Here is an 18,799-nt window from a genome sequence, read left to right as displayed (position 1 = left end):
CGTGGAAAGGAGATGTCTCTTAGCTTTGGCGCGACGACCGGCAGCTTTGGACAATGTCTGAAGACCGCAGTGGGCCCGAAGCCGAAATTCGCTTCTGTCCAAAGCGAACGGTCAAGCCAATCCGAGCTTCGATTGCATGCCGGCCCGCTGAAGCATTGAAGCGACCTCCGTCGGGTCTGTCGATACTGTGTCAACCGCATTTCCCCAAGACACTGGACCCCGTATCGTGACCCAGTAGGGAAAGTCGGTCGCCCGTTCTTCGTCGGCATCGCATACCTCTATCGACGCATTCACTCCGAAGCCAAGGAAGTAGTGGTCATCGGGCGGATAGTTCGAACTAAACCGCTCCTCGAATCTTGCGATGCCAAGCGCGGAGAAGACGAGCATGGCTTGAGCCTTTAAGTCAACGCCTTCTGCGTGTCGAGCTACCGATAGGATGCTGTGCATGGGGTTCGATGTCCGGTCCTGGCCGAGACGTGCAGGTCGACAGTGCCTCATAGTTTGCCTTTGAGAATTCCGAACGGGGTGCTTTCGTCCGGTTTGAAGGAAACCAAGTTTCCAGCGTCATCACTCAGGAACAATCGGCAGCATTCGGTGCATTGATACATCGGACGCGTTACGCGCCGCATCTCTGCCCACACCTCACCGCCCGCTTGGATCCTCTCTGCAGCGCCCTCGTACAGCTGGTCGGAGATGAAGTGGGCCTTGTGTTCCTGGTAATCGGTGTTGTCTCGCACAACAGCTCCGCAGGGGCATACAAACTTCATAACGTTTCCCTCAACATCGGCGGCCTATCTGAACATGCGAGTTTCATCTGCCTTTCTTTCGTGTGTGGGCGATGTATCCACGGATAGCGGGCCGTCGGCACCGCTTTCGCGCGAAAACTTAAGGCCCGTAACGTACGTCTGCTCTTGGCCGACTGTAGCCGGTCGCAGCCTCGAAGCTTTGACCCCACTGCGGTCTTTCCCTTCGCTCCAAAGCGGCCGTTGGCACCGGTCGCTCAACGCCACTGCGCCGCCAGGAGATCCAGGATGAAAGTTCGTGTATTGGTCAGCGAGGTTTCGCCTTCGCCGGTTCGCGACAAGACCTCTCCTCCGGTTACAACGATCTCGTGATCGCCACGACGTGTCGCCCGATGCTTGTGAATCCAGCCCGGCGCCTCGCCCGAGACCAACAGGCGCTCGATGCGCCAATTCAGAGTATTCAGAGCGAACACCGGCGTTGTTCCGTAGCCCCGCTCGCCCCAGTAGCCTAGCGAACCGATGACGATGATGCGGTCGCCGACCAGTGTCGCCGTGTGGAAATCGGTCGGCGGAAACTCGGCCGCCGGATAGCCGAAAATTTGCAGTACACCGTCCGGGTGGTGGACGAAGACGTCGTTGTAGATGCAGAAATCAGGGTCGTAGCCGTCCTCGTGCTCGCCGGCAATCTGCACGACCCGGCCGTCGGATAGCCGCGTGAGCGACTGACCCATGCGATTCGCGCACCAGACCGGTCTCGCCTTGTCAAACGGCTCGGCGCTAAAACGATTCGCGGCCTGGTAACCGGTCAGGCCGGAGCGCACCATCGCGAGCCAGAAAGGCACGGGCATCGGCTCCGCATTGGACTGTCCGAAACGGCGCGTTCGGTAGCGCTCGAAATCCGCCAGCCCAAGCCCGTCGAACGGATCGTCCACGTCAGCGGTTGTAGCGGCCAGGAACAGCCGCTGCTGCTCGTATCGCAGCGCCGCGGGATCTGCCCCTGCGTCGAGCAGTCGGATCGCCATCGTCTGGGATTCGACGCAGCCGAGCGCCGGAAAGCCCGCTTGCTGATGGTTCGGGTCGGCTCCAACCGCAAGCAACAGGTCAACCATCGCGACATCGTTCGTCTCGACCGCGTCGACGAGCGCGGTGCTGCCGCTCTGGTCTGGCGCGTCCACCTTTGCGCCTCGGTCGAGCAACCATCGGACAACGTCCGGCCGACCGGACATCACGGCGTGAAAAATCGAGGGCCGGTGGACGTGGTCAGTCGCCTCGAAGTCGGCGCCTGCCTCGAGCAGCATTCCGGCCACATCCAGCCGGCCCAACGCGAGCGCGAGCGTGAAGGGAGTCCGCGACCAGCGATCCTTCGCCTCCAGTTCGTCTGGATGGCCCGCCAATCGCTGCTGAACGTCGCCGATGGTTCCAAGCGCTACTTGGCGGCACAACGGCGTCCATGCCAGAAGGCTCTCAGGCGCTCCGACTTCCAGCAAGGACTGAATCGCATCGAAGCGACACTGCCGCGACAACACGCTCAGTGCCGACTCGCCGTACGAGGAATGGCCATCGAGGCGAACGCCCTGTTCGGCGAGCAGACGCGTGATGGCAGCGATCTCCAGGTCGCGAGTTGCTCCGCAACCGAAGACCGCCGTCTGCATGGCGTCGTAGCCATGCTCGTCACGGAAGCCAGCGAAATCGGCGCCTCTGTCAACCAACGCTCGAATCTCGGCAAGCGAGCCGCTGCGCAGCGCGTCGCGCAAGGCAGCAATGCTTGCATCGGAAGGAGTAGCAGGGCTCGACATAGTCTCAAAATCGTCGCGCGCTACCGCAATTTCGCTGCGTCGAAGATCCGCCGCTTGGCGTTGAGGATATGGAGCCGTGTGGCCTCGGCGGCGTCGGCCGGGGATCGCTTCTCGATGGCGTCGAGGATCTGCTGGTGCTCCACCTGGACCAGCCGGGCACGCTCGACGGTCATCTTCGATCGCACGCTGCGCGCCAGTTCCATGAATTGCCTGATGGGCGCGACACTCGTTTCGACGGCGGCCACGAAGAACTGGTTGTGCGAGGCCCTCGCGATCGCCCTGTGGAAGCGGACGTCCTCTTCGATGCCCTTGTTTCCACCCTTCATGGCCTGGGTCTGCGCTTCCAGGCAGGCTCTGATCGTCGTCAGGTCGTCGGCAGTGCGGAACTCCGCAGCAGCGGCCGCCGCCCCCGATTCAACAACTGTGCGGTAGGCGTAATACCGCTCGATGTCCGAATAGTTCCTGATGGGGGGCATGCTCGATGCCGGTGTGCCGGGGGCGCGCACAACGTGGCTGCCGGAGCCGCGGCGGGACTCGATGATCCCGTCCGATCGCAGCCTCGACAGTGCCTCCCGGACGGTCGGCCGCGAGACCCCGAATCGGGAGGCCAGTTCGCTTTCCGTCGGCAGCTTTTTCGAGTCGGCGTAGTCCCCGCGCAGGATGGCTTCGACCATCCGGGCGTAGATCTGGTCGGGCAGTGTGCCGCCATTGACGTCTAGCAAGTGTTCCGCCATCGAACCGATACCCGAGAATCTTTGTCAGACAACTATAGCGGATCTTCGGAACTTGATGAGAGCGGCGAGTGGCTCTCCCGCAGTGTCCTTGTTCCTCCAGAGGAGAGCCTGTGTCCGCGGGCTCAGCGAAAACCCGGATGACAACTCGGAAGTTGTCTTACAAGATCCCGCTGCCAAGCCCATCCATCAGGAGATTCCGAATGCGCCAAGTTTCCCTCTCGCGGCATCGCCACGCCATCATTGCGGCCGTTCTCGGGGCGGCGAGCTGTGCCGGCATCGGCCTGGTCCAGGCGCAGGAACTGCCTAAGTCGCCGGTGGTGATCAACGTGATCGACGCCGCCGGCAACCTGGCGCTGACGCAAGGGGCGTTTGAGGCCTACCAGGCGCAGAACCCCAAGCTGGTCTCCAAGTTCACTTTCACCAAGGCGCCCGCGCCCGAGATCCCGGCCAAGATCAAGGCGATGCAGAACGCGGGCCGCAGTGACATCGACATGATCATTGTCGGCACCGATGCGCTCGCCGCCGGCCTCGAGATGAACCTGTGGGTCAAGTTGTTCCCCGACTACGCGGCCAAGTTCCCCAAGCTGCAGGAGAACTACCTTCCCAACGCCTACAAGATGCACGCGCTCGCGAAGGACCATGGTCTGGCCATCGTCTTCATGCCGGCCGGCCCGCTGGTCGAGTTCAACCCCGACAAGGTCAAGACGCCGCCGACGACGCCCCAGGACCTGCTGGCCTGGTGCAAAGCCAATCCCAACAAGCTGATCTATGCACGGCCCGCCAACTCCGGTCCGGGGCGCACCTTCATGATGGGGCTGCCCTATCTGCTGGGTGACAAGAATCCTGCCGATCCGATCAACGGTTGGGACAAGACCTGGGCCTACCTGAAGGAACTCGACGCCTGCATCGAGTACTACCCGACGGGAACCGCAGCGGTGATGAAGGAACTGGGCGAAGGCTCGCGCGACATGACGCTCACGGTGACGGGTTGGGACATCAACCCCAGGGCGCTGGGCATCGTGCCGAAGAACTTTCAGGTGCTGCCGTTCAAGGGCATGACGTGGGTCAACGACGCGCACTACATCGTGATTCCCAAGGGCGTCCCGCCGGAGAAGCAAGCGGTGGTTCTCGACCTGATGGCTTTCCTGCTCAAGCCGCAGCAGCAGGCGATGACCTATGACAAGGGCTATTTCTATCCGGGCCCGGCGGTCAAGGACGTGCCGCTGTCGCTGGCACCCAAGGACAGCCAGGACGTGATCAAGGAGTTCGGACGGCCTGACTACGACAAGTGGCTGGCCCAGTTCCCTCATGCCGTGCCGCTCGAGACCAAGGCCATGGTCGATGCATTTCGCCGCTGGGACCAGGACATCGGCACCCGCAAGACCAAGTGATTCGCGGCGCGCACTGCGCGCCCGGCCGATGCCGCAAGCGCCCATGCGGGCGCTTGCAGGCTGCTTCTTTTCCAGGATTGTGTCTCCATGACTTCAGACTTTTCCGAGTTGCGCCTCGATGGCGTCACGCGCCGCTTTGCCGCGGGCAAGGGCGTGCAGAGCTTCACCGCGCTCAATGCCTTGACCATGACGGTCAAGCGCGGCGAGTTCATCGCGCTGCTTGGACCCTCGGGCTGCGGCAAGTCGACGGCCCTCAATTGCCTGGCCGGGCTGCTGCCCTTGACGGATGGAAGCATCTGGCTCGACGACACGCGCATCGATGTGCTGCCGCCTGAAAAACGGGGCTTTGGCATGGTGTTCCAGAACTATGCGCTCTTTCCGCACATGAGCGTGGCGCGCAATGTCGCGTTCGGGCTGGCGATGCGCGGCGTGCCGGCCGCCGAGTCGGCGCAGCGCGTGAAGCGGGCGTTGGACCTGGTGCAGCTGAACTCGCAGGCGCACAAGCTGCCCGGCCAGTTGTCCGGCGGACAGCAGCAGCGGGTCGCCATTGCCCGGGCGATCGTCATCGAGCCGCCCCTGGTGTTGATGGACGAGCCCTTGTCGAATCTCGACGCCAAGTTGCGGCTGGAGATGCGCGCCGAGATCCGGCGCATTCACCGCGAGCTGGGACGATCGACGATCTACGTCACCCACGACCAGGATGAGGCGCTGTCGCTGGCCGATCGCGTGGTCGTCATGAAGGACGGCGTGGCACAGCAGATTGCCGAACCACAGCGCATCTACGCGGAGCCGGCCAACCTGGACGTGGCCCGCTTCATGGGCTATCGCAACCTGGTGGCGCTGGACGTGCGCTCGGAGGGCGGCGCGTCGGTGCAGCTCGCCGGCAGCGGCCTGGCGCTCACCGCGCGGGCGATGCAGCCACTCGCCGGCGGCAAGGCGATGCTCGCGATCCGGCCCGAGGAATTCGACGTCGTCTCTTCACCGGTGGACAACAGCTTCGCCGCCCGGGTGCTCAATGTCGAATACTGCGGCCACGACAACATCGTCGATGTCGAGGTGGCCGACGGGCTCAAGCTGATCGTGCGCACGACGGCGCGCCTGCGAGTCGGCGATCCGATCACGCTGGCCATTGCGCCGGACAAGGCGCTGGCCTATCCCGTCGATGCAGCCGCGGGCGTGGCGCCATGACCAGCGCCAGCCCGTCTTCGTTCGACCGGTCCCTGCTGCTGCTGGTGCCGGCGACGCTGTTCATGGTGGTGCTGTTCGTCTATCCGTTCCTCTACGGCTTGCAGCTGTCGTTCCGTCCGATGGAAGGCAACTGGCTGGCGAACTACACGCAGTTCTTCACCACTGACAACCTGCGCGACACGGTGTGGACCACGCTCAAGCTGGCCGTTCCCGCCACCGTGATCAACGTCGGCGTGGCGCTGCCGATCGCCTATCAGATGCGCCGCAGCAGCCGCTTCCAGAAATTGGTCACCACCTTGCTGGTCATTCCGTTGACGCTGGGCACCGTCCTGATCGCCGAGGGCATGCTCGGCTACTTCGGCCCCAAGGGCTGGCTGTCGCAGTCGCTTCAGTGGCTGCACATCTACGAAGGTCCGATCCGGCTGACGCACAACTATTGGGGCGTCCTGATTTCGCTCGTCATTTCGGGTTTTCCGTTCGCGTTCCTGCTCACGCTGTCGTACATCACGGGCATCGACCCCAACCTGCCACGCGCTGCCTCGACCCTGGGCGCAACGCCGTGGAACCAGTTCCGGCATATCTATCTGCCGCTGCTGGTCCCGGGACTGGCGATGGCCTTCGCGCTGTCGTTCGTGCAGGCCTTCTCGGTGTTTCCGTCGGCGGTCCTGCTCGGATCGCCGGCCGGTGCCACCCGGGTGATCTCGATCGCGGCGTATGAGGCCGCCTTCGAGCGCTACGACTATTCCATGGCTTCGGCCGTCGCGATGCTGATGGGCGTGGTGCAGCTGTTCGTCGTTGCCGCGGTCCTGGGCGCGCGCGGGATGTTCTATCGGGGCCCCGTCTCCGGCGGCAAAGGTTGACCATGGATACGCATCGCCTGCTGATGAAACTCTGGAAGTCGCTGGTTGCACTGGTGATGGGCTTCTTCATCGTCAATGTCGCACTCATGGTGGCCGCGGTCGGCACCAGCTCGGTGGCCCGCCGCTGGCTCGGCACCTGGCTGCCCGATGGCTACACGTTCAACTGGTACCAGACCGCCTGGAAGGAGTTCCAGCTCGACAGCGTGCTGTGGGTCACGATCGAGGTGGTCGCCGCCGTCGTGTTCCTGTCGATCCTGATCGGCGTGCCGGCGGCCTACGCGCTGGCGCGGCGCAACTTCCGCGGCAAGAACCTGCTGATGGGGCTGTTCCTGCTGCCGCTGATGATCCCGCCGATCACCTACGGCATTCCGCTGGCGACCGTGATGTACCAGGCGAACATCGCGGGCACCATCTTCGGCGTGATCCTGGCGAACATGATTCCGGCCGTGCCGTTCATGATCCTGGTGATGACACCGTTCATCGAGCAGATCGATGCCAACCTCGAATCCGCCGCCCGCGTGTTCGGCGCCAACACCTTCAAGCTGTTCTGGCATGTGCTGCTGCCGCTGCTGGCGCCGGGCATTCTGGCGGCCTCCCTGCTGGTGCTGGTGCGCACCATCGGCATGTTCGAGCTGACCTTCCTGACGGCCGGCCCGGATTCGCAGACGCTGGTGGTGGCCCTGTACTACGCGGTCTTCGCGGCGGGCGTTCGTGCGCCGCAGTCGGTCGATGCAATGGCGATGGTCTACATGGCGGTCACGCTGGCCTGGCTGCTGATCGCGCTGCAATTCGTCAACCCGACGCAGCTGGTCAGCCGTGTCAAGGAACATCCAAAGGCGGCCTGAGGCCGACCCCCATGAAGATCACGCAAGTCGATACGGTCCACGCGGCCGCCTATCCCAACATCCTGTGGGTGCAGATCCACACCGACACCGGCCTGGTGGGCCTGGGGGAAACCTTTCGTGGCGCCCAGGCCGTGCAGGCGCAGATCCATGAACTGGTCGCGCCCTACCTGCTGGGAAAGGATCCGCTCGCCATCGAAGCCCACAGCCAGCACCTGCTGTACGGCTATGTCGGCTTTGCCAGCAGCGGCGCCGAAACGCGCGCCGCTTCGGCGGTCGACATCGCGCTGTGGGATCTGTTCGGCCAGGTCACGCAACAGCCGCTCTACCAGTTGCTCGGCGGCGCCGTGCGCGAACGCGTCCCGGTCTACAACACCTGCGCGGGCTACACCTACAACAAGGCCCCACAGCGCCGCTCCGTGACGCAGGCCAGCGCCGACGTCGCGCCGGAAGGGCCTTACGAGGACCAGGTTGCATTCGTCAAGCGCCCCGCGGCGTTGGCCGAAAGCCTGCTGTCCGAGGGCTACAAGGCGATGAAGATCTGGCCCTTCGATCCCTTCGCCCAGGCCAGCGGCGGGCAGTCGATTTCGGCCCGCGACCTGAACACCGCGCTCGAGCCATTCCGCGAAATCCGGCGTGCTGTCGGCTACGAGATGGACATCATGGTGGAGCTCCATTCGATGTGGAACCTGCCGATGGCCGTGCGGATCGCGCAGGCGCTCGAGGAGTTCAAGCCCTACTGGGTCGAGGACCCGATCCAGATGTCCAACCTGGACACGATCGCCGAATTCCGTTCGCGCACCCGCATTCCGGTCTGCGGCAGCGAGACGCTGGCCACCGTCCAGCCATTCATCCAGCTGCTCAAGAACAATGCGGTGGACTATGTGATGCTGGACCTGGGCTGGGTCGGGGGTCTCTCCGAAGCCAGAAAGATCGCGGCCCTGGCGAAGGCCTTTCACAAACCGGTCGCGCCGCATGACTGCACCGGCCCGGTCGTGCTCGCGGCGTCGCTCCACCTGGCGATGAGCACGACCAATGTGGTGCTGCAGGAAGTGGTGCGCGCTTACCTGGGAGGCTGGTATCGCGAGCTCGTGACGCAGCTGCCCGATGTCCGCGCCGGCCATGCGACGGTTCCGCCCGGCGCGGGCCTGGGCCTGGCGCTGTCGCCGGCGCTGCTGCAGCGGCCTGACGTCACCATCCGCAGTTCGAAGTCGTGAGTGGATGGCGATGCATCTGAACGTGACGCCCGACACCACGCTGCGCAGCGCAGCGCTGACGGCGACGCTGGCGCCGGCTGCCGGCGGACGCGTCACCAGCCTCAGCTCCCGCCTAACCGCGGGCGAACGAATCGACTGGCTGGTGCCGCTCGACGACGCCGTCCGCGCCGGCGGTTTTGAATCCGCCCAGTGGCCCAAGGCCGGCTGCTATCCCCTGGTTCCGTTCTCGAACCGCATCCGCGATGGCCGCATCGCCGGCACGCAGGGCAGGGTGCAGTTGCCGCTTCATCCGGGGGAACGGCACGCGCTGCACGGCGTCAGCCAGCAGCGTCCATGGCACCTCGAGCAACACGCAGCGGACCGCGCCACCATGACCTATGTCCATGTGCCGGGGGATCACGGCTGGCCATGGGCTTTTCGGGCCGAACAGGGGGTGGAGCTCGACGCCGCAGGCATCACGCTGAGCCTGCGGGTCACCAACGACGACCGGGAGCCGATGCCAGGCGGTTGCGGCTTCCATCCCTATTTCCCGGCCCGCTTCGCGCAGAGCCTGCAGTTCGATGCGCGCACCGTCTGGCCGGCGGACGCCGAATTCCTTGCGAGCACGCCGGTGCCGACCGGTCCGGCGGACGACTACGCGTCGGCGAACGCCTTGCCCGATGTCGAATGCACCCGCTACTACGGCGGGTGGAACGGACAAGCGCGGATGGCGGCGGCCGATGGTCCCGCCATCGAACTGCTGGCCAGCTCCGCGCTGCAGCACCTGGTGCTGCATCGGCCGGGTCCGGGAGCGTACTTCTGCGTGGAACCGGTCTCGCATGTCGTGGACGCCGCCAACCTGGCTGCGGCGCGCGCCGACACTGGCTGGCGGGTGCTCGCGCCCGGCGAGGCGATGACATGCAGCCTGCGCCTGTCCGTCTCTTCCCTGTCGAGGCAGGCCAATGACAACACCCGCGCAACTCCACGAGACCGACGACATGACTGAACCGACAACTTCCCTCAGGACCGCCCTGGACGGCATCTCGGGCATCCTGGTGACGCCCTTCGACGATGCGGACCACATCGCGCCCGATCGCCTGGAGCCCATCGTCGACCGCGCCATCGAGGCCGGCGTCCATGTGCTGGTGGCCAACGGCAACACCAGCGAGTTCTTCGGCCTGACCATGGCGGAGGCTGAGCGCATGGTGCATGCCGCGGCGGAACATGTGCGTGGCCGCGTGCCCTTGCTGGGTGGCGTGGGTCGCAGCGTCCACGACGCCTGCGCCCTGGCGCGCGCCTCACGCAAGGCAGGTGCCGCTGCCCTGATGGTGCATCAGCTGACGGACCCCTTCGTCGCGCCCAGCGGTGTGGTCACGTATGTGCGCCGGATTGCCGACGCGGCGGACGGCCTGCCCGTCGTGCTCTATCTGCGTGACGACGCGATCGGCCTGCCGGCGATCGAAGCCCTGTGCCGAATTCCGCAGGTCATCGGCGTGAAATGGGCCTCGCCCACGCCCTTGCGCCTGGTGCAGGCCATGGCGCAGGTGGCCGATCGCGGCCTGGCCTGGGTGTGCGGCCTGGCCGAGCCCTGGGCCCCGCCGATGTATGCGGTGGGCGCCCGCGGCTTCACCTCGGGGCTGATCAACGTGCGGCCCGACCTGTCCGTGCGCATTCACGCCGCGCTGGCGAAGGGGGACCACCAACTGGCGATGGAATTGATCGGCGGCATCGCGGCCTTCGAGGAATTGCGCACGCATGAGCGCAACGGCTCGAACGTGAGCGTGGTGAAAGCGGCGCTGCAATACGCCCGGCGAGACTGCGGCGCGGCCCGGCCGCCCAGCACCTGGCCGCTGCCGGAAGCGGACCTGGCGCAGCTCAAGCGGCTGGTCGACGGCTGGAAATAGCATGCAACGCCGCTTCTTCGCCGCCGTCCTGTTCGGCCTCATCGCTGCTGCGGGCTGGCCTGCTGCCGCACAGACTTATCCAGCCCACCCGGTGAAGCTGGTCATCCCGGTTCCGCCCGGTGGCAGCGCGGACGTGGTCGGGCGCCTGCTTGCCAATGCGGTGTCGGCGGAGCTGGGGCAGCCCGTCATCGTCGACAACCGTGCCGGAGCCGCCGGCAGCGTGGGAACGGCGTCGGCGCTGAAGGCGCCGGCCGACGGCTACACGCTGGTCCAGTGCAGCATTGGCAGCTGCGCCATCAATCCGAGCCTGTACAAGAACGTCGGCTACGACCTGTTCAAGGACATGGCACCGGTGATCCTGCTGGGCGCATCGATCAATGTGCTCGCCGTCAACAACGATGCGGGTATCCGCAGCGTGAAGGACCTGGTAGACCAGGCCAGGCGCCAGCCCATGGCCTACGCGTCTTCGGGCGTGGGCGCCTCCAACCACCTGGCCGCCGAGTTGCTCAAGAAGATGGCGGGCATCGAGATGACACATGTGCCCTACAAGGGATCGGGGCCTGCCATCACCGACCTCATCGGCGGCCAGGTCCCGGTGTTCTTCGACAACGAGCCTTCCATCCTGCCCTTCATCAAGCAGGGCAAGGTGCGTGCGCTGGCGGTGACGGGCAAGACGCGCTCGGCCAATCTGCCGGACGTTCCCACGATGGAAGAACTGGGTTTTGCCGGCTTCGTCATCGAGCCGTGGTACGCCTTCGCGGCCCCGGCGGGCACGCCTGAGCCGGCGATCCGGCGACTCAACACCGCGTTCAATAACGCGCTGAATCAACCGGCGGTGCGCGACAGGATGGTCGCCATGGGCATCACCCCGGCGGGCGGCGCGCCCGACGTGCTCGGTCGCCTGATTCGCAGCGAATACACGCGCTGGGCGGAGTTGATCCGCGTGCAAGGCATCAAGGGAGAGTGAGGGCCGGCGGCCGCAATGCGGTGCGGCTACGGTTCTGGCCGTCAGACGTCCGGGGAGCCGCGAGATTCGCGGGATCCTCTAAGGGTTTGCGTTGACAAGATGAGGGTCAAACCCGGTTCCCGAGCACAGTAAGAACTACGTAAGATTCGCGCCCACGTCCCAACCAAGGTGCCCATGCTCGACGTCGACTTGCCAGCGCCCGCTGCGGCCGTTCGCAGCCTTCTTGCCAGCCGCGGGATTGTTCCGGCGCTGGCCTTGCTCAACGACAGGACGTCCTATCGGTTCACGGCGATCTACAAATTGAACGGCGAGCTGATGCGCGCGGCGCATGCCTTCGACCGCGACTCTGAATACCGCACCTGGCTGAAGGTGGTGCCTCTGGGCAAGAGCTTCTGCCAGTACGCGCTCGAGCACGGCGAGTTCGTGACCAGCCATGCCTCGGAGGATCAGCGCCTGACGAACCGGCCTTATGCCGGCATGGTCGAGTCGTACTACGGCCGGCTGCTGACGCGAGAATGCGGCACGCCCTATGGCACCTTCATCCATTTCGACCTGGAGTCGCGCAGCATTCCCACAGAGGAAATCCGCTTCCTGCGCGAGGTGATCCCGCAGTTCATTGACTACTTGGAATGAACAGGCGTCCACAAGGGGCTGGCGTGACAGGATTCGCCCCAAGTAGCCAGGGCCGAGCGATCAGTCGAACTTGACCAAGTCCTTGAAGATCAGTTGACCCCAGCTATTTCCGCGCGCCTGCACAAGCAGTCCACCTTCCGAAAGCCCGCCAAGTTGGATCGGCGAGAAACCGAGATCTTCCGCAAGCGCACCGATCTCCGCTGCGGCGCCGTCATCGTCGCTCGCCAGGAACACGACTCTCCTGCCACCATGAACGGCCGGGTCCTGGGCAAGGACGGCAGCGCCCAAATGGTTGAAGCCCTTGACCAGCCTTGCGCCGGTGAAGGCCTGCGCGACGGCCTTGGAAGAAGGCTGTCCTCCCAGTTCCTCAGGGGGCACGCGGGTGTTGGTCACATCGACGAGGATCTTTCCCTGCCAGGTGGGAAGCGCCTTCGCGACATCCCGGTGCGACTCGAAACGGACAGCCAAAAAGACGATGTCCGCCTTGATGGCGTCCGCCAGTTTCTTGGGGATGATCCCGGGTCCGATCGCGGCCGCATCGGACGCAAAGCTTTCCGGGTCGCGCGTGGTTGCAACGGACACTTCAATGCCGCTGCGGGCAAACGCCTTGGCAAGCGCCTGGCCGATCTTGCCGAATCCAATAATTGCGTAGCTCATGTATTTCCTTCGGTTGTCAGAGTTGCGCCAGGCCGCCGTCCACGGCGACCTCGCTGGCGGTCATGAAGCTGCTGTCCGACGATGCGAGAAAGGCAGCCGCCGCACCGATCTCAGCGGGATCGGCCATGCGCTGGAGCGGATTCATCGAGGCGAAGACCTTCAGGCCCTCCTCGCCCAGTGCTGCCTTCGCGAGTTCGGTTGCGGTCGGCCCGGGCGACAGCACGTTGACCCGGATGCCGGTGCCCTTGAGGTCCTCCGCCCAGGTCCGCGCGAGGTTGCGCACCGCCGCCTTGCTCGCGCTGTAGGCGCTGAATGCCGGGGCGCCCGTGGTGCCGGCGCTCGATCCGGTCAGGATGATCGAGCCGCCCTGGCCCATCAGCGGCAGCGCCTTCTGGACCGTGAAGATCGTGCCCTTCACATTGATGTCGAAGGTTTCGTCAATGTGCTTGGCGGTGATCTCGCCCAGCCGAAGCTGGCTTCCCACCCCGGCATTGGCAAAGACGATGTCGAGGGTTCCGCGCTCGGCCTTCACCGCCGCGTAGAGCCGGTCGAGGTCGGCCTCATCCGAGACAGAGCCACTCACCGCGCGGGCATTGGGCCCGAGGTCGGCCACGGCGGCGTCTAGCGCTTCCTGCCGGCGGCCGAAGATGAAGACGAAGGCGCCCTCCTCGATGAAGCGCTTTGCCGCGGCGCGGCCGATGCCGGTCGCGCCGCCGGTGATCACGGCGGTCTTTCCATTCAGTCTGGTCATGTCATGGGATCCATAGTTGGTGTTGCACGGAAGCAGAAAACTGCTTGAGGACAAGTATGGAGTTCTGATAACCTAAGGACAAGTATGCACTTTTAGGTAAGTATCAAAAATGACGACGCCTTCTCATCCAATCTGCGGTACCGGCGGCTTCTCCTGCGGGCTCGACGCCACGCTGCGCATCATCTCGGGCAAGTGGAAACCGCTGATCCTGTTTTTCCTGCGCGACGGCCCAAGGCGCTACGGCGAGCTCAAGCGCTTGATCGAGGGCGTCAGCGACAAGGTGCTGATCCAGCATCTGAAGGATCTGGAGGCCGACCGCGTGCTGGCGCGGACCGACTACAAGGAGGTGCCGCCGCGCGTGGACTACGCACTGACCCCGCTCGGTCGCAGCCTGGCCGACGCGATCGTCCCGCTGTGCACCTGGGGAACCGAGCACATGGCGGAAGTGGCGAGCATCTTTGCCAAGCGCGAAACTTTGCCTTAGAAGGATGTCTGCTCACCGACCATCACGGTCGATGCGCCACTCAGACCGGTGCAGCTCCGGCAGGGTGCGGAGACCGGTCGCAATACTCGATCAGGAGTTCGGTGAGGACCCGGATCTTCCGTGCGGGATGCTGACCTGGCGGTCGGACGACATATGCACCTGCCGGGGGTGGTGGATGGCGCGTCATGACCGGCACCAGCGCCCCGGAGGCCACGTGTTCATGCGTGAGCCAATCCGGCAGGTAGGCGATCCCGAGTCCTGCTGCAGCAGCGGCGACCAGCGCAGTGCCGTTGTCGGCCTTGAAGCGCCCCTGCGGACGGACCGTGATGATCTTGTCGCCATCCATGAGCTGCCAGGCCTCGGTTCCCTGCATGAGGGCCTGATGCGCGGCGAGCTCCTCCGGTGTCTCGGGCGAGCCGTGCGCCTTGACATAGTCCGGACTCGCGACGAGCTTCCCATGGACCGGGCCGATGCGTCTTGCAATCAGGTTGGAGTCCTGGAGATAGCCGACCCGGATCGCACAGTCGTAGCCCTCCGCGATGAGATCGACGAAGCGATCGCTGTAGCAGGTCTGGATGTGAAGCCGAGGGTGGCGTCGTGCCATTTCCGCAAGGATGGGAGCGAAGTGCGTCGGGCCCAAAGAAAACGGCGCAGCAACGCGCAGGCGGCCGCGAAGGTCGCCGGCGGGCAGGATCGTTTCCCTGGCCACGTCGATCTCGGCGCAGGCCCTGGCTGCGTAGTCCCGGAACGTAGCCCCGGCTTCAGTGAGAGCAGCCCCGCGGGTGGATCGCGCAAGCAGCTGGATGCCAAGTTCCGCTTCAAGCCGAGAGAGACGGCGGCTGACGATCGACTTGGACACGCCGAGCCGGAGCGCGGCGGACGAAACCCCTCCGGCATCGGCAACTTCCACAAATGTCTGCAGCTCTTCGATGTCCAACTTGGTGTTCCCCGTTGCGCGACACAGCTCGCCGCGGGATGGTACTACCGGATCAAAAGGGGGAACAACACAATCCTGCTTCGGGCAACGTCGCCCACAACGGCAACAAAGGATGCACCAATGACTTTTCGCAACGGCCTCGCTTCGCTTCTTCGTCCCGAAGATTCGGTCCTCGTCCTTATCGACCACCAGCCCTACCAGCTCGCGAACCTGAACAGCCACGATCCGCAAGCTGTGGTCAACAACACGACCGCGCTCGCGAAGCTGGCAAAAGCCTTCAATGTTCCGACCATTCTCACCAGCGTGATCGCGGCGCGCGGCGGACTTCTCTTCAGGCAGATCACCGACGTATTTCCGGACCAGGAAGTCATCGATCGCACCTGGGTGAACACCTGGCAGGACGAGAATGTGGTGAATGTCGTCAAGGCGACCGGCCGCAAGCAGCTGATCATCGCCGGCCTGTGGACCGAGGTCTGCGTCGCAATGCCTGTCATCCAGGCCGCCGGCGAGGGCTGGGACGTGACCGTGATCACCGACGCGTCGGGCGGGATTTCGAAGGAGTCCCACGAAGTTGCCATCCAGCGAATGATCGCGGCCGGCGCGAACATGATGACCGTGATGGCGCTCGCTGGCGAATGGCAGCGCGATTGGGCGCGCACCGAGCATGTCGAGGAGCTGACCGAGATTCTCATCCAGCACTTCAGCGGCAGCGGCATCGCGTACCTCTGGGAGCAGCAGCTGCTCAACACGCCCGTGCCGCGCAAGGCAGGATGATCCGGGCGGGATGAAGCGGCGCGAAGCGCGCCGGCTACGAGGCCTCAATGGTGGCCTCGTTGACAAAGTCGGCGTACTTGCGCAGAGGACGGCCGAGCATGGCCTGCAGGCGATCCGCCGCGCCGTCCGCACCGTGCATGCCGAACTCCTGGATCCCGGCCATCATCAGGCGCATGTCGTAGGCAAGCCAGGATGGCCCCGATGTGGCCATCTGTGCTTCGAAGGCCGCCACGTCGTCCCCGCCGTATGTCACTTCGCGGCCGAGCGCGGCACTCCAGGCCTTGGCCACGGACGCTCCGGTCAACAGCTCGGGCCCGACCAGCTCCAGCGTCACGCGTGGTGACGGCGCGGGTGCGCGGTCGCGGCGCAGCAGCTCGGCGACGGCGGCGTCCGCGATGTCTCGCGCATCGATCATCGCGACGCCCGCCGAGCCGATCGGCATCGGGTAGACGCCGTAGCCCTGGATCACCTGCTGGACCATGCGATCGTTCTGCATGAAGTAGGCCGGCCGAAGGATGGTCGCCGGAATGTCGAGGCTTTCGATCATCCGTTCGACCGTGTGCTTGCCGGTGAAGTGCGGCACGTTGGTGAACTTGTCCGCATGGATGACCGACAGGTAGACGATGCGCTCGATGCCGGCCTCGCGCGCCAGGTTCAGCGTGACGAGGGCTTGCGTCACTTCGTCGGGCGTGACGGCGTTCAGCAGGAACAGCGTGCGCGCCGACGAGAGCGCCGCGCGCAATGAGGGCACGTCGGTCAGGTCGCCGACGACCTCCTTGACGCCGGCCGGGAAGGGTTGCTTTCCGGGCGTGCGAACGAACGCGCTGACTTGGGCGCCGGCAGCGGCCAGGCCTTGGACAACCAGGGAACCGATGGTGCCGGTGGCACCTGTGACGAGAATGCTCATGAAAATCTCCAGGGGTTGAGGGGAAAACGGGTGAGAGGGCCAAGGGGCGATCAGCGCGAAAAATCCGCGACGACCTTGCCGATGCGAGGGTCGGTGCGATTGCGTTCGATGGCCGCGGGGATGTCGTCGAAGCCCACGACTTCGCTGAGCTTCGAGATCAGCGTGCCTTGGGCGATCTCCGCCGCCAGCCGTTCCAGCAGGGCTGCGTCCGGCTTGTTCATGAACCACAATCCGCGACGGCCGGGGGGCGTGCGCGCCAGGATGTCGGGCGAGGACGTGCCGACGATTGCGCCGTTTTTCGTCAGCACCTGCCAGGAGCGATCGAGCACTTCGCCGCCGACGTAGTCGAGCACCAGGTCGATGTCCCGCGCGATCGACTCGAAGCGTTGGGTCCGGTAGTCGATGACGTGGTCCGCGCCCAGGCTGCGCACGTATTCGACGTGCGCGGTCGACGCCGTGGCAAAGACTTCGGCGCCTGCCCGCTTGGCGTACTGCACGGCATAGCCGCCCAGCCCTCCCGCTGCGCCGTGGATCAGGATTCGCTGGCCTGCGGCGATCGGACCGGCATGGTGCAAGCTGTGCCAGGCTGCCACGGCCGCCACGGGGATGCCGGCCGCATGGACGTCGTCCAGGCCGTGCGGCGTGCACACCAGATTCGCCTCGTCGACTGCCACGAAATCGGCATAGGCGCCCAGCCCGCCAAGCGGCCCCATGACGCGATCGCCCACACGAAAGCGCGAGGCGCCGGGGCCGATCGCCTCGACCACACCCGCGAGTTCGATACCCAGCACGGCGGGCAGTTGAAGCGGGAAAGCCTCCCGGACGAAGCCTTCACGAACTTTCCAGTCGATGCCGTTCACGCCGGCGGCCCGAACGCGGACCAGAACCTGGCCCGGTCCGGCTGCGGGCTTCGCGATCTCGGCGACCTCGGCCGCGGCAGCACCGCCATAGGCCCGGATCAGGACAGCACGTTGAGTGGTGGTGGTCATTTCAATTTCCTCATGTCGAAGTTGCGATGAGGAGAAGATAGGCCGTTGCATTGATAAAACGAAGATGCGAAGATGAAGACACCTTGTCTCAAATTCGGAACACATGGACCTGAACGCATTGACCGACTTCGCGCTCGTCGCAGCGAATGGAGGCCTCGGAAAGGCAAGCCGCGCGAGCGGGAGATCGAAGGCGACCCTGTCCCGGCGCATCGCCGACCTGGAAGAGCAGCTCGGCGTGCGGCTCATCGAGCGCAGCGCCCGCGGGCTCAAGCTCACGGAAGCCGGCCAGATGCTGATGGACCGCACCGAAGGGCCCATGCACGAGGTGGCTGACGCCATGACTTCCGCGCGCGAGGGCTTGTCGGTACCGCGCGGGCGCTTGCGGGTCGCTTCGCCGGTGCTGTTCTCCCAGCTGGCGATGGGCCGCATCGGCGCCGAGTTCTGCGCGGCCTACCCCGAGGTCACGTGCGAGGTGGTGGCGGAGGATCGCCGGGTCGACCTCGTCGAGGAGCAGTTCGACGCCGCGATCCGGATCAACCCAAGCCCCGACAGCAGCCTCGTCGGCCGGTGTTTCGCGAAGGACCGGCTGGTGGTCGTGGCCGCGCCATCCGTGCCCATGCCCAAGCCAGGCAAGGGCAAGGTCAGCCCTGTTCCCGGCGTCGTTTCAACAAGCTTTGAACCCACGAATTGGACGCTCGACGATGGACGCCTTGTCCTGGAGCCGATCCCGAGGCTGAGGCTTTCCTCGTTCCTGATGATTCGCGACGCTGCGGTCGCCGGCGCCGGCGCCGCCCTGATGCCGCAGTCCATCGCGTGGAATCAGCTGACGCGCGGAGAACTGGTTCAGTGGGGCATGGTTTCGGGCGTGGAGGTCGCGCTCTGGGTCCTGCATACATCCAGGCGACTTCCCGCGCCGAAGGTTCGGGCGTTTGTCGATTTCATGTGCGAGCAATATCCGGAAGGGTCTCTCGTACTGAACGGCTAGGGTTCGCCGAACAGAAGGTCTCGGTGCAGTCATCACGGCCTTGCCCTGCCACCACGCAGGT

21 protein-coding genes are annotated in these 18,799 nt (G+C 64.9%); 12 read left to right on the top strand and 9 right to left on the bottom strand.

The genetic code is table 11. The features are described 5' to 3' along the window. Nucleotides 1-111: 111 nt before the first annotated feature. The 4 genes from QFZ47_RS00990 to QFZ47_RS00980 form a co-directional block, all read right to left on the bottom strand. Nucleotides 112-387: a hypothetical protein gene (locus QFZ47_RS00990; RefSeq protein WP_307653839.1), complete on the bottom strand. Its 276-nt coding sequence runs from the start codon at nt 385-387 to the stop codon at nt 112-114. Between the two features lie 107 nt (nt 388-494). After that, complete coding sequence (locus tag QFZ47_RS28945) at nt 495-767, bottom strand: DUF8617 domain-containing protein (RefSeq protein ID WP_503169952.1); 273 nt, start codon at nt 765-767, stop codon at nt 495-497. Nucleotides 768-1,000: 233 nt separating this feature from the next. Then, on the bottom strand, nt 1,001-2,497 hold the full coding sequence (locus QFZ47_RS00985; protein ID WP_307653838.1) for an ankyrin repeat domain-containing protein: 1,497 nt from the start codon (nt 2,495-2,497) through the stop codon (nt 1,001-1,003). A 62-nt stretch (nt 2,498-2,559) separates the two neighbouring features. Next, on the bottom strand, nt 2,560-3,261 hold the full coding sequence (locus QFZ47_RS00980; protein ID WP_307653837.1) for a FadR/GntR family transcriptional regulator: 702 nt from the start codon (nt 3,259-3,261) through the stop codon (nt 2,560-2,562). A gap of 212 nt (nt 3,262-3,473) precedes the next feature. Here QFZ47_RS00980 and QFZ47_RS00975 point away from each other — a divergent pair, with 212 nt between their 5' ends. The 9 genes from QFZ47_RS00975 to QFZ47_RS00935 all read left to right on the top strand — a co-directional run bounded on the left by QFZ47_RS00975 (nt 3,474) and on the right by QFZ47_RS00935 (nt 12,254). Continuing rightward, on the top strand, nt 3,474-4,664 hold the full coding sequence (locus tag QFZ47_RS00975; protein ID WP_307653836.1) for an extracellular solute-binding protein: 1,191 nt from the start codon (nt 3,474-3,476) through the stop codon (nt 4,662-4,664). Between the two features lie 87 nt (nt 4,665-4,751). After that, nucleotides 4,752-5,852 (top strand): ABC transporter ATP-binding protein, encoded by a 1,101-nt coding sequence (locus QFZ47_RS00970; RefSeq protein ID WP_307653835.1) that lies wholly within the window; start codon nt 4,752-4,754, stop codon nt 5,850-5,852. Continuing rightward, nucleotides 5,849-6,712 carry an ABC transporter permease gene (locus QFZ47_RS00965; protein ID WP_307653834.1) on the top strand — a complete coding sequence of 288 codons (864 nt, stop codon included), beginning with the start codon at nt 5,849-5,851 and terminating at the stop codon, nt 6,710-6,712. The genes QFZ47_RS00970 and QFZ47_RS00965 overlap by 4 nt, the downstream gene beginning before the upstream one ends. Before the next feature lie 2 nt (nt 6,713-6,714). Next, nucleotides 6,715-7,557 carry an ABC transporter permease gene (locus tag QFZ47_RS00960; protein ID WP_307653833.1) on the top strand — a complete coding sequence of 281 codons (843 nt, stop codon included), beginning with the start codon at nt 6,715-6,717 and terminating at the stop codon, nt 7,555-7,557. A gap of 11 nt (nt 7,558-7,568) precedes the next feature. Next, a complete protein-coding gene (locus QFZ47_RS00955) occupies nt 7,569-8,771 on the top strand; it encodes a mandelate racemase/muconate lactonizing enzyme family protein (protein ID WP_307653832.1) in 1,203 nt (400 codons plus the stop codon). 4 nt (nt 8,772-8,775) lie between these two features. Further along, the gene (locus tag QFZ47_RS00950) at nt 8,776-9,756 is read left to right on the top strand and encodes an aldose 1-epimerase (RefSeq protein WP_307653831.1); all 981 of its coding nucleotides are present in this window, start codon (nt 8,776-8,778) and stop codon (nt 9,754-9,756) included. Beyond that, complete coding sequence (locus QFZ47_RS00945; RefSeq protein ID WP_307653830.1) at nt 9,749-10,654, top strand: dihydrodipicolinate synthase family protein; 906 nt, start codon at nt 9,749-9,751, stop codon at nt 10,652-10,654. Before QFZ47_RS00950 ends, QFZ47_RS00945 begins: the two co-directional genes overlap by 8 nt. A gap of 1 nt (nt 10,655) precedes the next feature. Beyond that, nucleotides 10,656-11,621, top strand: coding sequence for a Bug family tripartite tricarboxylate transporter substrate binding protein (locus tag QFZ47_RS00940; protein ID WP_307653829.1), 966 nt, complete (start codon nt 10,656-10,658; stop codon nt 11,619-11,621). Nucleotides 11,622-11,795: 174 nt separating this feature from the next. After that, complete coding sequence (locus QFZ47_RS00935) at nt 11,796-12,254, top strand: hypothetical protein (RefSeq protein ID WP_307653828.1); 459 nt, start codon at nt 11,796-11,798, stop codon at nt 12,252-12,254. A gap of 60 nt (nt 12,255-12,314) precedes the next feature. Here the strand turns inward: QFZ47_RS00935 and QFZ47_RS00930 are convergent, their stop codons facing one another. Together QFZ47_RS00930 and QFZ47_RS00925 are read right to left on the bottom strand one after the other, a co-directional pair. Further along, complete coding sequence (locus tag QFZ47_RS00930; RefSeq protein ID WP_307653827.1) at nt 12,315-12,911, bottom strand: NADPH-dependent F420 reductase; 597 nt, start codon at nt 12,909-12,911, stop codon at nt 12,315-12,317. A 16-nt stretch (nt 12,912-12,927) separates the two neighbouring features. Continuing rightward, the gene (locus tag QFZ47_RS00925) at nt 12,928-13,662 is read right to left on the bottom strand and encodes an SDR family NAD(P)-dependent oxidoreductase (protein WP_307653826.1); all 735 of its coding nucleotides are present in this window, start codon (nt 13,660-13,662) and stop codon (nt 12,928-12,930) included. A gap of 109 nt (nt 13,663-13,771) precedes the next feature. On the opposite strand from QFZ47_RS00925, the gene QFZ47_RS00920 reads away from it, so the two are divergent. After that, the gene (locus QFZ47_RS00920) at nt 13,772-14,146 is read left to right on the top strand and encodes a winged helix-turn-helix transcriptional regulator (protein WP_307653825.1); all 375 of its coding nucleotides are present in this window, start codon (nt 13,772-13,774) and stop codon (nt 14,144-14,146) included. A 40-nt stretch (nt 14,147-14,186) separates the two neighbouring features. Here QFZ47_RS00920 and QFZ47_RS00915 read toward each other — a convergent pair whose 3' ends face one another. Continuing rightward, on the bottom strand, nt 14,187-15,083 hold the full coding sequence (locus QFZ47_RS00915) for a LysR family transcriptional regulator (RefSeq protein WP_307653824.1): 897 nt from the start codon (nt 15,081-15,083) through the stop codon (nt 14,187-14,189). A gap of 120 nt (nt 15,084-15,203) precedes the next feature. Here QFZ47_RS00915 and QFZ47_RS00910 point away from each other — a divergent pair, with 120 nt between their 5' ends. Beyond that, entirely contained in the window at nt 15,204-15,857 is a 654-nt protein-coding gene (locus tag QFZ47_RS00910) for a hydrolase (protein WP_307653823.1), read from the top strand. 34 nt (nt 15,858-15,891) lie between these two features. On the opposite strand, the gene QFZ47_RS00905 is transcribed toward QFZ47_RS00910, so the two are convergent. After that, nucleotides 15,892-16,764: an NmrA/HSCARG family protein gene (locus tag QFZ47_RS00905; RefSeq protein WP_307653822.1), complete on the bottom strand. Its 873-nt coding sequence runs from the start codon at nt 16,762-16,764 to the stop codon at nt 15,892-15,894. A 50-nt stretch (nt 16,765-16,814) separates the two neighbouring features. Continuing rightward, nucleotides 16,815-17,753, bottom strand: a complete 939-nt coding sequence (locus QFZ47_RS00900; RefSeq protein ID WP_307653821.1) for an NADP-dependent oxidoreductase — start codon at nt 17,751-17,753, stop codon at nt 16,815-16,817. 103 nt (nt 17,754-17,856) lie between these two features. On the opposite strand from QFZ47_RS00900, the gene QFZ47_RS00895 reads away from it, so the two are divergent. Further along, complete coding sequence (locus tag QFZ47_RS00895; RefSeq protein WP_307653820.1) at nt 17,857-18,738, top strand: LysR family transcriptional regulator; 882 nt, start codon at nt 17,857-17,859, stop codon at nt 18,736-18,738. Nucleotides 18,739-18,799: the final 61 nt, after the last annotated feature.

The organism is Variovorax paradoxus (assembly GCF_030815975.1).
Classification (GTDB): domain Bacteria; phylum Pseudomonadota; class Gammaproteobacteria; order Burkholderiales; family Burkholderiaceae_C; genus Variovorax; species Variovorax paradoxus_N.
The sequence above is the reverse complement of the archived record's forward strand: the minus strand, read 5'-3'. Positions and strand labels throughout refer to the sequence as shown.

What these genes read in the sequence shown, in the direction of transcription:
- QFZ47_RS00990 (WP_307653839.1), bottom strand. Translation starts at nt 387, where the DNA reads ATGCTCGTCTTCTCCGCGCTTGGCATCGCAAGATTCGAGGAGCGGTTT.
- QFZ47_RS28945 (WP_503169952.1), bottom strand. Translation starts at nt 767, where the DNA reads ATGAAGTTTGTATGCCCCTGCGGAGCTGTTGTGCGAGACAACACCGAT.
- QFZ47_RS00975 (WP_307653836.1), top strand. Translation starts at nt 3,474, where the DNA reads ATGCGCCAAGTTTCCCTCTCGCGGCATCGCCACGCCATCATTGCGGCC.
- QFZ47_RS00970 (WP_307653835.1), top strand. Translation starts at nt 4,752, where the DNA reads ATGACTTCAGACTTTTCCGAGTTGCGCCTCGATGGCGTCACGCGCCGC.
- QFZ47_RS00965 (WP_307653834.1), top strand. Translation starts at nt 5,849, where the DNA reads ATGACCAGCGCCAGCCCGTCTTCGTTCGACCGGTCCCTGCTGCTGCTG.
- QFZ47_RS00960 (WP_307653833.1), top strand. Translation starts at nt 6,715, where the DNA reads ATGGATACGCATCGCCTGCTGATGAAACTCTGGAAGTCGCTGGTTGCA.
- QFZ47_RS00955 (WP_307653832.1), top strand. Translation starts at nt 7,569, where the DNA reads ATGAAGATCACGCAAGTCGATACGGTCCACGCGGCCGCCTATCCCAAC.
- QFZ47_RS00950 (WP_307653831.1), top strand. Translation starts at nt 8,776, where the DNA reads ATGGCGATGCATCTGAACGTGACGCCCGACACCACGCTGCGCAGCGCA.
- QFZ47_RS00945 (WP_307653830.1), top strand. Translation starts at nt 9,749, where the DNA reads ATGACTGAACCGACAACTTCCCTCAGGACCGCCCTGGACGGCATCTCG.
- QFZ47_RS00940 (WP_307653829.1), top strand. Translation starts at nt 10,656, where the DNA reads ATGCAACGCCGCTTCTTCGCCGCCGTCCTGTTCGGCCTCATCGCTGCT.
- QFZ47_RS00935 (WP_307653828.1), top strand. Translation starts at nt 11,796, where the DNA reads ATGCTCGACGTCGACTTGCCAGCGCCCGCTGCGGCCGTTCGCAGCCTT.
- QFZ47_RS00930 (WP_307653827.1), bottom strand. Translation starts at nt 12,911, where the DNA reads ATGAGCTACGCAATTATTGGATTCGGCAAGATCGGCCAGGCGCTTGCC.
- QFZ47_RS00925 (WP_307653826.1), bottom strand. Translation starts at nt 13,662, where the DNA reads ATGACCAGACTGAATGGAAAGACCGCCGTGATCACCGGCGGCGCGACC.
- QFZ47_RS00920 (WP_307653825.1), top strand. Translation starts at nt 13,772, where the DNA reads ATGACGACGCCTTCTCATCCAATCTGCGGTACCGGCGGCTTCTCCTGC.
- QFZ47_RS00910 (WP_307653823.1), top strand. Translation starts at nt 15,204, where the DNA reads ATGACTTTTCGCAACGGCCTCGCTTCGCTTCTTCGTCCCGAAGATTCG.
- QFZ47_RS00905 (WP_307653822.1), bottom strand. Translation starts at nt 16,764, where the DNA reads ATGAGCATTCTCGTCACAGGTGCCACCGGCACCATCGGTTCCCTGGTT.
- QFZ47_RS00900 (WP_307653821.1), bottom strand. Translation starts at nt 17,753, where the DNA reads ATGACCACCACCACTCAACGTGCTGTCCTGATCCGGGCCTATGGCGGT.
- QFZ47_RS00895 (WP_307653820.1), top strand. Translation starts at nt 17,857, where the DNA reads ATGGACCTGAACGCATTGACCGACTTCGCGCTCGTCGCAGCGAATGGA.